The sequence below is a fragment of the Acidobacteriota bacterium genome (assembly GCA_022340665.1).
GTDB lineage: Bacteria > Acidobacteriota > Thermoanaerobaculia > Thermoanaerobaculales > Sulfomarinibacteraceae > Sulfomarinibacter.
The window spans coordinates 1-11,518 of the sequence record JAJDNM010000008.1 but is presented as its reverse complement, the minus strand read 5'-3'; the positions used below and the strand labels follow the sequence as shown (position 1 = coordinate 11,518).

12 protein-coding genes are annotated in these 11,518 nt (G+C 60.1%); 9 read left to right on the top strand and 3 right to left on the bottom strand.

Annotation, left to right across the window (positions count from 1 at the left end; all coding sequences use genetic code 11):
• Positions 1-48: 48 nt before the first annotated feature.
• Positions 49-789, bottom strand: coding sequence for an SDR family oxidoreductase (locus tag LJE93_00915; protein MCG6947463.1), 741 nt, complete (start codon positions 787-789; stop codon positions 49-51).
• Between the two features lie 65 nt (positions 790-854).
• On the opposite strand from LJE93_00915, the gene LJE93_00910 reads away from it, so the two are divergent.
• The 6 genes from LJE93_00910 (at position 855) to LJE93_00885 (ending at position 7,007) form a co-directional block, all read left to right on the top strand.
• On the top strand, positions 855-1,124 hold the full coding sequence (locus tag LJE93_00910; protein ID MCG6947462.1) for a hypothetical protein: 270 nt from the start codon (positions 855-857) through the stop codon (positions 1,122-1,124).
• Positions 1,121-3,169: a hypothetical protein gene (locus LJE93_00905; GenBank protein ID MCG6947461.1), complete on the top strand. Its 2,049-nt coding sequence runs from the start codon at positions 1,121-1,123 to the stop codon at positions 3,167-3,169. The genes LJE93_00910 and LJE93_00905 overlap by 4 nt, the downstream gene beginning before the upstream one ends.
• Before the next feature lie 181 nt (positions 3,170-3,350).
• Positions 3,351-3,779 carry an SCP2 sterol-binding domain-containing protein gene (locus LJE93_00900; GenBank protein MCG6947460.1) on the top strand — a complete coding sequence of 143 codons (429 nt, stop codon included), beginning with the start codon at positions 3,351-3,353 and terminating at the stop codon, positions 3,777-3,779.
• Positions 3,780-4,037: 258 nt separating this feature from the next.
• A complete protein-coding gene (locus tag LJE93_00895; protein MCG6947459.1) occupies positions 4,038-4,487 on the top strand; it encodes a phasin family protein in 450 nt (149 codons plus the stop codon).
• A 227-nt stretch (positions 4,488-4,714) separates the two neighbouring features.
• Complete coding sequence (locus LJE93_00890) at positions 4,715-5,422, top strand: response regulator transcription factor (GenBank protein MCG6947458.1); 708 nt, start codon at positions 4,715-4,717, stop codon at positions 5,420-5,422.
• 13 nt (positions 5,423-5,435) lie between these two features.
• A complete protein-coding gene (locus LJE93_00885) occupies positions 5,436-7,007 on the top strand; it encodes a histidine kinase (protein ID MCG6947457.1) in 1,572 nt (523 codons plus the stop codon).
• 104 nt (positions 7,008-7,111) lie between these two features.
• On the opposite strand, the gene LJE93_00880 is transcribed toward LJE93_00885, so the two are convergent.
• Positions 7,112-7,783, bottom strand: a complete 672-nt coding sequence (locus tag LJE93_00880) for a hypothetical protein (protein ID MCG6947456.1) — start codon at positions 7,781-7,783, stop codon at positions 7,112-7,114.
• Positions 7,784-7,789: 6 nt separating this feature from the next.
• Entirely contained in the window at positions 7,790-8,410 is a 621-nt protein-coding gene (locus LJE93_00875) for a hypothetical protein (protein MCG6947455.1), read from the bottom strand.
• Positions 8,411-8,721: 311 nt separating this feature from the next.
• Between LJE93_00875 and LJE93_00870 the strand changes: the two genes are divergently transcribed.
• The 3 genes from LJE93_00870 to LJE93_00860 all read left to right on the top strand — a co-directional run.
• Positions 8,722-9,915, top strand: coding sequence for a Re/Si-specific NAD(P)(+) transhydrogenase subunit alpha (locus LJE93_00870; GenBank protein MCG6947454.1), 1,194 nt, complete (start codon positions 8,722-8,724; stop codon positions 9,913-9,915).
• A 1-nt stretch (position 9,916) separates the two neighbouring features.
• Positions 9,917-10,210: an NAD(P) transhydrogenase subunit alpha gene (locus tag LJE93_00865; GenBank protein ID MCG6947453.1), complete on the top strand. Its 294-nt coding sequence runs from the start codon at positions 9,917-9,919 to the stop codon at positions 10,208-10,210.
• 13 nt (positions 10,211-10,223) lie between these two features.
• Positions 10,224-11,518, top strand: a 1,295-nt coding sequence (locus LJE93_00860) for an NAD(P)(+) transhydrogenase (Re/Si-specific) subunit beta (GenBank protein MCG6947452.1), incomplete at its 3' end; no start/stop codon positions are given.

Below are 11,518 nucleotides of genomic sequence, written 5' to 3'. Positions count from 1 at the left end.
TGGGCGGAGGCCAACTCAAAACTCAAAACTGAGAACTCAACACTGGCGCTAGCCCGCGAGCATCCCCCCGTCGACCGGGATAACAGCTCCGGTCATCCACGATGCCGCGTCAGACAGCAGATAGGCGATCATATGGGCCACGTCCTCCGGTTGCCCGACCCGCTTCATCGGATGCAGCTCACCAATCGACTGAACGTCCTCCGGACTCATGCCTCGCGTCGCGTGGATCGGCGTGTCGATGACCGCGGGCATGATCGCGTTGACTCGTACATCGGGCGCCCACTCGAGTGCGAGGGACTTCGTCAGCTGGTTGAGGGCGGCCTTCGAGGAGTTGTAGGCGGCCATCCCCGGGATCGCTCGTTCGGCCAGCGAAGACGACACGTTGACAACGGCCGGGGACTCACCCTCGCGAAGGAGGGGCCCGAGCTCACGGCAGAGCAGGAACGGACCACGTACGTTGACCGAGAACGTGTCCTCCCACATGTCGTCCGTGGTTTCGTCGAGCGACGCCATCAGTGCAACGCCCGCGTTGTTGACCAGCCCGTCAAGAGCACCCCACCGGTTCCTTGTTTCGAGGACAAGCTCGGCCACTGATGACCTGTCCGAGACATCGCAGGGCCAAGCCCAGGTACCGCCACCGATCTCGGTAGCCTCCGCATCGAGCAGGTCGCCTCGACGTGCCGTGAGGCACACCTCGGCTCCGAGAGAAGCCAACAACCGAGCCGCCTCGAGGCCGATGCCACTCGAGGCTCCCGAAATAATCACCCGCTTGCCGCGTAGATCTGACATGTTGTGGGTCTCCTATTTGTTGACCGTAGATGCGTTTCGATTTGCGACCCGGCTATGATGGGGCCATGAGCGAAGAGACCCCGCAAACCGTTCAAAAGTATCGCCGCCTCGTACAACGAATCCTCGAAGGAGGCATTCCGGAAGGTAAGGATTTCGACGCCTGTCGGGCGGTATTGAGGCTCGGCACCGATGACCAAGAGGCATTCATAGCGCTGTTCACCCTACTCCAGGGAGCGCTGTCCGATCCCTTTTTCGGAATCGACGAAACCCAACAGGTGGTGCCGATTCTCAAGGCACTGTCCCGAAAGGAGATCGGAGTCAGGGAACTGTTGTGACCGCCGCCTGGATAGTCATTGCTATTTTCTTGCCGCCCCTCGCGGCACTGGCCGGCGCGTTCCTCGTGCGGCCGAGAGACCCTGCCCCTCAGCTTGCAGTCGGGCTCAACGCGTTTGCCCCCGGGGCCGGTCTCGCGGCCCTTGGAAGGCCGACACTCGAGGTCGTCATCGGTGTGCTTTTCGCCCAGGTCAGCCTGATTCTCACCGGCGGGAGTCAAAACCTTTGGATGTATGTCCCCAGCATGTTCGTGGGAGGAGTCTGGGCCCTGTTTTACACCCCTCTGAGCCCGTTGACAGCGAAGACCATATTCCACGAACAGGAAGTCGCGGTTGCAGATCAATCCAGGGATTCCGTTGCAAAACTGGGAAAGCCGCCGGAACAGAAATCCCGAGCAGTTACATCCGCAGATGCCAAGGGCAATCGCCGGGAGGACGAGGACGAAACGGTTATCGAGAACCACTACTGCGTCGAGGTCCGGTGTTCGGAATGCGGCGCGTCGGTTCCGGTACCGGTGCTCCATCACATGGCGCACTGCTCCTTCTGCGGCAGCGACCACCTGGTTGTCGGACACGAGGAAACCCTGTTCGTCACGCTGCCTGAACGGGTATATGACGAAAATGTGCTTCGCGAGGCGTTGCTGGATCACTATCGATATCAGTATTACCTCCGCCTGTACCAGCGCTTGGTGGCCCCGCTAGCAAGGAACGCAACCGAGGCGACTCCCAATGGCGCCCTGGTCAACCGCTCCGAGTTCGATGCCGCCATAGACAGTGCTGAGATCGCAGTCTCGAGAAAGGCAGATGCCTACCGCGCGAAATTGGCCGACAACCTGCATGTCGGTCACACACGGCACCTTCTGACACCGTATCGCCACGGTATGGGTACGCTTTACCAAACCGCTTTCGGGCGTTCGCCCCGAGACCAGGAGAAGTTCCTGCGATTCGACGTTGGAACAGTCGAAGCGGCGGTCAGTGCGACATCATCGGTGAAACTCCCACCCATGGGCAAGCTCAGCTATCTGCGAGCGCTTCGCCCGGCCGTGGATCTCGAACCGGACATGAAGACTCTGCCAATTGATGGGAGCGATGAAGATCTCGAGCGAGGGTTCGGTGATCTCGACCGAAAACGATTGATCCGAGACATTCAGGTCATCAAGCTCGGCTCGAGATTCACACGCGAGGTCACTGCAGTTGTGTGGCGCCCATGGTGGATCGCGGAGGTGCGAGGGCCCGACATCGATGAAACGGTCCTTCTCGACGGCGCTGCGGGATCGGTTGTGGGGTCAGCGCCCCTCATCGATGAATCCGAATTGGTTGATTTGCCTCAGGAGGCACGCAAGCCTGGCGCCGGCCTTCGTTTCGTCCCCATGCAATGCCCCACCTGCGGCCACGAATTCTCCTTCGACCCTGACGCGGTCCTCCACTTCTGCCACAACTGTCATCGTGTCTGCGGTGTCGAGACAGGCCGAAAGGTCAATATTCCCTATGGACACATCCCGACGCCTGACGAGACTGGCTGGGACATCGTCCCGTTCTGGCAATTTCCCCTCCGCCTTCGCACCGGCTCCGGTGAGTTGCTGACGGATCTCATGCGCCTGAAGGATGGTATCGACGGTACCTTCGATCAGATCGACGAGGCCGCTCCCAGCCGCCAGCATGCGTTCTACGTGCCGGCGATTCGATGCATCAATCCCAGGCTCATGGCCAACGCGTTCAACCGTCTCTTCCTCTACGCTATCCGGAGCCGTCCGCTGAAAGAGACCGAACGGTTCCCCACCGACCTTCGGCCTCAACCCTGGACCGTAAGCCTGGCCGAACCCGAGGCGCGCGACCTGGCGCCGCTCTACCTGGCCAACGTCTTCTCTCGCCGTGACATCGCGCGGGTCAACATCCATCAGGTCTCCTCGTGGCTCTTCGAAGCCACCCAGGAGTCGCCCGGCAAACTCATGTACCTGCCGGTTCCGCAGGCCGTTACCGAGCCGTTCCGGAGGTATGTCGGTCGCTTCCGCGACGACGCAGTCCACTACGTCACCGGCAGAGCTTAGGAAATTTCGAATTTGAAATTTCGAATTTCGAATTTTCCGACCGCCCCCCCAGAGAGCGGGAAGGTGGGTGGGAAATTCCAAATTCGAAATCCGAAATTCGAAATACGACTTCCTCGCCGTTGCTTGGCTTGAGGCGCACGGCCACGTCGGCTATCCTTGCCTGCGACACATCGGAGGATTCATGGCTGCAGAGATTTTCACCGACGCATGGGCACAGCTCTGGAACGACAAAATCAACGCAAACACGGACTACAAAAAGGCCGCCGAGAAGTGGGAGGGCGCGATTGCGATGGTCATGAAGCCGGATCCAACAATGGGCATTCCGGAAGAACGCATCGTCATCGCAGACCTGTGGCACGGCGACTGTCGAAACGCCCAGGTCGGCAATTCCGATGAACTCGAGGAAGCGCCGTATCATATCGAGGCAGAGCCGGCGGCGTGGAAGAGCGTCCTCGCAGGCAAGACCGATCCAATCGTCGGCCTTATGGGAGGCAAGCTCAAGCTCGCCAAAGGCAGCCTCTTCGCCCTCCTACCTTATGCCAAGGCGGCAAAAGAACTGGTCAGGTCCGCGATCGAGGTCGATACCTCCTTTCCCGATGGTTGGGACTGAGCCGACAGGTCATTCCACTATGCCGCTGCGCGGCAAAATTATTGGGATCACATGCCGTTTTACCTTCTCAATTTTCGTCGCAAGAATCACATAATGTTATGATTTTCAGAAGAATAAATATTTGCCGCAAAGCGGCATTCATCACTTGACAATCTTGCCGCAGCGCGTTATATTCTGATCCTCGGACGCGCCGCGCTGCGGCATGCGTCGACGAACTCTCAAACGTTATCGCCGGTGTCAACCGGCAAGGAGGACAGAATGGGCAAGAAGAGCAAGAAGAAGGTTCAGGACGACATCATGAATTCCGCACACAAGGTGTGGCTGGCCGGCCTCGGTGCCGTCGCCATGGCCGAGGAAGGGGGCGGCAAGCTGTTCTCATCCCTGGTCGACAAGGGCGAGACGTTCGAGGGCAAGAGCATCAAGCAGGTCGAGAAGGCCAAGGGCACTGTCTCCGGCATGAAGACCGTCGCAGAGAGCTACTGGGACACCTTCGGCCGCACGATCGACGAGCAGGTGACGGCGGTCATTCACCGCATCGGCGTCCCGACCAAGGACGAGATCGAAACACTGACCAAGAAGGTCGAGGATCTCACGGTCGCGGTCGACAACCTGCGGACCAAGAGCACTGCCAAACCGAAGGCGGCGCCGGCCAAGAAAACCGCCACCAAGAGAGCACCCGCGACCAAGAAAGCGACCACCAAGAATTAATCAGAGGAAGAATTCCTTCCCGCCTTGTACTGGCGTTGCTTCGGCAGCGCCTTTTTTGTGATTATCGATTCTTGTATCTCGATGCTCGATTCAACAAATCGTCTTGCTGAATTGTCAAGGGGCGGGCGGGCAGATCGAGAAACGAGTATCCAGTATCGAGCATCGTTTCTCTCTCGCTTGAGGTGTGACAAATTGCACTCTCCACAGTGGTCGGCTAGGCTGAATTCATGGCCGAACGTATCGCCGTCGTCGAGGATGAACAGAACATCAGGGACAACGTTGCTTTTGCACTCGAACGCGAAGGCTACCGCGTCGACACCTACGCGGATGGCCTCAGTGCCTGGGAGGCCTTCCAACAGAATCTGCCGGAGCTGGTCATTCTCGACATCATCATGCCCCGGATGGACGGGCTCGAACTGTGCCGTAAGGTGCGCTCGGTGTCCGACAATGTGCCGATCGTCTTCCTCACGTCGCGCGACGAGGAGTTCGACCGGGTCCTCGGGCTCGAGCTCGGGGCCGACGACTATCTGTGTAAGCCGTTTTCCATGCGGGAGCTCCTTGCACGAGTCAAGGTGCTCTTTCGGAGGGTCGCTCTGGGTCGCCACGCGACATCGGGTCCCGAAGAGGAGCTGCTTCGGGTTGGGAATCTCGAGCTCGATCTGAGGCGATATACCGCTCGGTGGAGCCAGAGCACCGTCGGCCTGACGGTCACCGAGTTCATGATCTTGCACGCTCTCGCCCGTCGTCCGGGCCACGTCAAGACCAGGGAGCAGCTCATGAACGAGGGTTACCCGCACGACACCTTCGTTTCGGATCGGACCATCGATTCCCACATCAAGCGAATTCGAAAGAAGTTCGTCGAAGTGGACGGGGAATTCAACGGCATCGAAACAGTCTATGGGCTCGGCTACCGCTATACCGAGGAGCCGGCCTGAGCTGATCACTCCGATGAAGCTCCGCCACCCCTCCCGCATCTCCCTCCGTTTGCTCGCGTTCAACGTTCTTCTGGTCTTTCTGCCGGTCGGCGGAGTCCTCTTTCTCGACACCTACGAGAGCCACCTTCTGAGAGCCCAGGAGCGCACGATGGCCCAGGAGGGCCGCCTGCTCGCCGCAGCCATCGAGGCACGCGACCGGTTCGAGGGCGAGGACGCCCATCGCATTCTCGTCCAGCTCGGGCAACGCCACTTGGCACGGCTGCGGGTAGTGGATCAGAACGGTACGGTGGTGGCCGATTCGGCACTTCTCGGGCCCCGGCTCGAGACGGTCGACAGCGCTGAGAGCACCTCTGACTCGCCCACCGGCGAAGCGAGCTTTCTCTACCGGGTGGGATCACTGCCGTTCAGGCTGATTCGCGGGACTGTCGGAGAATCGAGATCGGACCAGGAAATCGAGGTATCGGCGGACGCATCGAGCGACCTGGTGTCCCGTCCGGAGATCCGGAGCGCACTCGACGGTCGGTACGGTGCCGCTACCCGAATCAGCCCTCCGCCGCGACGCTCGGTCACCCTCCATATCGCGATTCCCGTGAGGGTCGAGGGTGTAGTCGAAGGAGCGGTGCTTGTGTCCCAGTCCACCGGCCGCATCCTTCAGGCCCTGGATGCAGTGCGATTGGATGTCTTCAAGGTTTTCCTTCTCAGCCTCGGGGCAGCAGTGGTTCTGAGCCTGTTGGCGGCGACCACGATCGCCAGGCCGATTACACGGCTACGCGAGCGTGCTGGCGATATCCTCGATCGACGCGGGCGACTCCGCGGCGGATTCAAGACGAGCAACCGGCGGGACGAGATCGGCGATCTCGAGCGAGCGCTGGCCGAGCTCACCCGCCAACTCGAGCAGCATCTCAGATCGACCGAGGCCTTCGCCGCAGATGTTTCCCACGAGTTCAAGAACCCTCTCGCCTCGATTCGCACCGCGACCGACATGGCGCTGGAAGACGTCGAGCCTGGTCAGCGACGACGTTTTCTGGGAATGATCCAGAAGGACATCGCGCGAATGGAGCGTCTCCTTTCCGAAGCCCGGGAGATCTCCCGAATCGATGCCAATCTCGATGAAGAAGAACGCACTGAAGTTGCCCTCGACGAGCTGTTGCCGGCGCTTGTCGAAAGCTTCAGGCTGAGGAATGGAGATTCCGGAATCGCGTTTGACCTCGCGAAATCGGATGCCGGAGTCACTGTCGAGGCATCAGCCGATCGGCTCACCCAAGTGTTCGAGAATCTGATCGACAACGCAGTCAGCTTCTCGCCGCCCGATGGCAAGGTCACCGTCACCGTGCGCAGGGACGGGCCAAATGTCGAGGTCACGGTGAGTGACGAGGGACCGGGCATCCCGGACGAACACCGTGATCGAATCTTCAAACGGTTCTTCTCCTACCGTCCTGATGACGAAGCGGGATCTGGTCACACCGGCCTTGGGCTTGCCTTGGTCCGCGCGATCGTTGAATCCCACGGTGGCACTATTCGTGCCGAGGGTCGCAGCGGTGGTGGCACGATGATGGTGGTTGTTCTACCCCTTGGGAAGCGCTGAAACCAGCGTTCGACCGCTTACTCAGTGGACAGTGACCAGTAACCAGTAGCCAGTATCAGTCATGACTGGTTACTCGATACTGGTTGCTGGCCCCTCGATTCGGGTCAGTCAACCCGCCCCGGCGCTTCGAGACCGAACGCCTCGATACGACTCAGGGGCAGCCGGCGCCGATACCAGGAAGGCCTACGGCTGCTGACGTTGCCGCCGTGAAAGACCTGCAACAGATATGGCCCTTCGATATCGTGCACCCGGTAGTTGCTGTCGAGTGCGGCGTGATCGTGCGCGAACGGGTTGCGGCCGTTGCGAAAGGCCGCCAACGGCGACGGAACGCGGCGTTTGTAGGCGCAGAGCCTCCCAGTCGATGGATCGAGCCGCAGAAACTCCCGCGTGCAGCAGACATCCGCCACAGTCGGCGCCGCGTCGACCGCTTCGAGCCACCTCTCGTGGATGGCGTCATCCGAGTCCATCCTGGTGACAATCTGATCGGGCTCGCCGGTCCATCCGCCGTACCAATCATCCTGATCGACGACCGAGATCCAATCGAGATCCGCGACCGCCGCCGCCACGGCTGGTGAGCTCGTCGTCGAGCACAGCAGCACGGTCGGCACCTCGAGTCGACTTACGCTCGGCGCGAAGAAGCGGCGGAAGAGCTCGAGCCGTCGTTCAATCCATGCGGGGTCACTGTGGCGATCTGCGGTTTCCGGGTCGTGCTGTCGTGGAACAGAGAACCGGGTAACGATGACGTGGCGCGACCGCAAAATTTCGCCTGTCCTCATGGCATCTCAGAGGGTCCCACCAAAACCGAAACCCCAGCCGACAACCAGGAGCAGATTCGTGATCCGAGCATGGTCAAACGTTCCTTCCAGTTGATTGTCGGTATGGCCGCTGAAGCCACTCTCGGTACGGACGACCATTCTCAACGCACCAGGGCCCAGAGGCATTCTGCGGCCGAAATTCAACGAGAAAATGCCGTGGTGCACCTGTATGCCGTTCCACTCGAGGTCCATCATGCCGCTTCCGACGCCCACCAGCCACGATCCACCCTTTGGACCAGGTTTCAATCTCCGTTCGAACCCTATCGTCACGACTTTGAGGGTCACGTCCGGCGTCAGAGCGCTGCAGAACTCCGCTCCAACACACAGCTCCTTGCTGGCATGAGTCGAGGTGTTGACGTCAGCGAACAACGACCATCTGGCGTTGAGCTTCCAGGCACCTTGAACTCCCCAGGAGCTATCCAGCCCTGTGTCCCCGTCGGGAACGATATCCCGGTCGAGCCAACGCACCCCGATTTGGACGCCCAATTCGCCCCGTCTCGCGGCCGAATCGGCCGCCGACACTCCCTGGGCGACACATATGTGCGCACCGAGAAACATGATGCCGCACAGAACGGTCTTCAGTCTCAATCTCCGACCTCCCCGTTGATACTGACGGGATTTGTGACCTCGCCAGGTGCGTCTGGGAACCGGGCTCTTCATTTTCAATTGCCGACTCATTGTAGCCGGAAATCACCGGAGACCATGTACTCACGCACTTCGCGAACCCGATAAAACGGGCGAAAGCCAGCCACCTGCTTGGCTTGTGAATTGTTTTGCTTGAAGTCTTTTACTCGGTAAAAGAAGGTGGTAGGATCTTGCGACGGTGGCTTCAGGGAGGGCTCCTCCACCTCCCCGCCTCCTTCATTACATGACCACGGTCCTGGGCCACAATGCCCAGGATGCGGAAGAAGGGACGGACGCCAATGATCGTTGGAATCGTCAAAGAGAGCTTCCCGGGCGAAGCCAGAGTCGCGATGGTTCCCGCTCTCGTACCTCAGTTGGCCAAGGATGGCATAGAGGTCATCATCGAAAGCGGTGCCGGAGACGCGGCAGGTTTTCTCGATGAAGAGTACAGCGCCAAGGGGGCAAAGGTGGTTTCCGGGCGCAACGAGGTCTTCCAAAACGCCGATCTGATCGCCCAGGTGCGGGCACTCGGAGCCAACCCCGAGGAGGGCAAAGCGGACCTCGACCTCATGCGAGACGGGCAGTCGATCGTCGGAATGTGCGAGGCTCTTACCGAGCACGACTCCACAAATGCCATTGCCAAGACGGGCGCGACCCTCTTCTCGATGGAAATGATGCCCCGTATCACCCGCGCGCAGAGCATGGACGTTCTGTCGTCAATGGCCACGATTGCCGGATACAAGGCGGTGCTGCTGGCGGCAAACGACCTGCCCAAGATGTTCCCGATGATGATGACCGCGGCAGGGACCATCGCGCCAGCCAGGGTCTTCGTGGTAGGTGCCGGCGTTGCAGGCCTTCAGGCAATCGCATCGGCCAAGAAGAACGGCGCCATCGTGCGGGCCTACGACGTGCGGCCGGCGGTCAAGGAGCAGGTCGAGAGCCTCGGCGGAAAGTTCGTCGAGTTGGAGCTCGAGACCGATACGGCGGAGGACGCCGGCGGATACGCCAAGGAACTCGGCGAGGACTTCTACCGCAAGCAGAGGGAGATGATGACCACGGTAATCGCCGATTCGGATGTCGTCATCACGACCGCCGCGATCCCCGGCAAGAAGGCGCCGATCCTGGTCACAACGGAAATGGTCAAGGGCATGCATCCAGGATCCGTCATTGTCGACCTCGCGGCGGAGCGCGGCGGCAATTGTGAGCTGACCGAGCCCGGCGAAACCGTAATCGTGGATGGGGTCAAGATCATCGGACCGATGAATATCCCGACCACCGTTCCATACCACGCCAGCCAGATGTACGCGAAGAACGTCGCCACATTCATCCAGCACCTGGTGGAGGAAGGCGATTTGAAGATTGACACCGAGGACGAGATCACCGCGGGCACGCTCATTACCCAGGGTGGAAAGGTGGTGAATCCGAGGATCCTCGAGGCGATGGGTGCCTCAAGTGAAGGGAGCGAGTGACATGAGTAGCCTGGTCATGCTCATCACGGTTTTCGTTCTGGCCATCTTCGTTGGTTTCGAGATCATCACGAAGGTGCCGCCGACATTGCACACCCCGCTCATGTCGGGTTCGAACGCCATTTCGGGGATCACGATCATCGGTGCGCTGATCCTCGCCGGTGTTCTGGAGAGTGATCCCACATTCAACCAGCTCGCGAAGATCATGGCCTTCGTCGCCGTGATCTTCGCCACCATCAACGTGGTCGGCGGATTCCTCGTGACGGGCCGCATGTTGAAGATGTTCCAGCGGAAGTAGACGGAGTATCGCAATGGATATGCAAAACATCACCAACCTCGTCTACCTTGTTGCGGCTGTTCTCTTCATCCTCGACCTGAAAATGCTGGCCCACCCGCGGACGGCCGTTCGCGGAAACCAACTCGGCGCTCTCGGCATGGTGCTGGCGATCGTCGCCACCCTCGTCAGCGGCAAGTGGGACTGGACCTACATCATTCTCGGCATCGGCATCGGATCGCTGATCGGCGCAATTGCCGCGCTCAGAGTCAAAATGACCTCAATGCCCGAGATGGTCGGGCTGTTCAACGGCTTCGGCGGCGGCGCATCGGTGCTGGTTGCCGGTTCCGCTCTGATCGCGACCTTCAACGCCATCGGGGCCGATGCGTCCGCAGGCGACATGCAAATGAAGGTCGCCACCGTCCTCTCGGGAATTATCGGTTCGGTCACGTTCTTCGGATCGTACGTGGCCTTCGGCAAGCTGGCAGAGTTCCTGTGCGTCAAGTGGAAGCTCTACCCGTGGCAGAAGATCATCAAGTACGGTTTCTCCCTCGTGGTTGCGGTTGGCGGCATCTGGTACGGCTTCACCCAGGGCTTCAGCCCTCTCTCGGTAGTCTTCGTGGTCTCCATGGTCGTCATCGCCGGCATGCTCCTGATGAAGAAGGACCGCTTCCCGGGCATGAATCTCCTGAAGGGGCTGTCTGCGATCGCCGCTGTCGGCCTCGGCGCCGCACTGGTGATCGACCCGTCGAACACGGTTCTGTTCTGGGTGTTGGTTGGAGTCTCCGGTGTGCTCGGTGTCGTCCTGACCCTTTCTATCGGCGGCGCCGACATGCCGGTTGTTATCGCGCTCCTGAATTCCTACTCCGGACTCGCCGCTGCCGCCACCGGTTTCGTAATCAACAACACTGTGCTGATCATCGCCGGATCGCTGGTCGGCGCATCGGGCTTGATCCTGACCAATATCATGTGCAAGGCGATGAACCGGTCGCTTACCAACGTGCTCTTCGGAACCATGGGACCGACCGCCGACACACCTGACGCCGACGAGGTTTACAAGACCGTCAAGTCGGCCTCGGCCGACGAGATTGCGATGACTCTCGAAGTGGCACAGAGGGTGTCGATTGTTCCTGGTTACGGCATGGCGGTTTCGCAGGCGCAGCACGCCGTACGAGACGTCGCCAATTTCCTCGAGGAGAAGGGCATCGAGGTGGAGTACGCGATCCATCCGGTGGCCGGCCGCATGCCCGGCCACATGAATGTCCTGCTCGCCGAGGCGGATGTCCCCTATGACAAGCTCAAGGAGATGGACGAGGTCAACCCGACCATGGA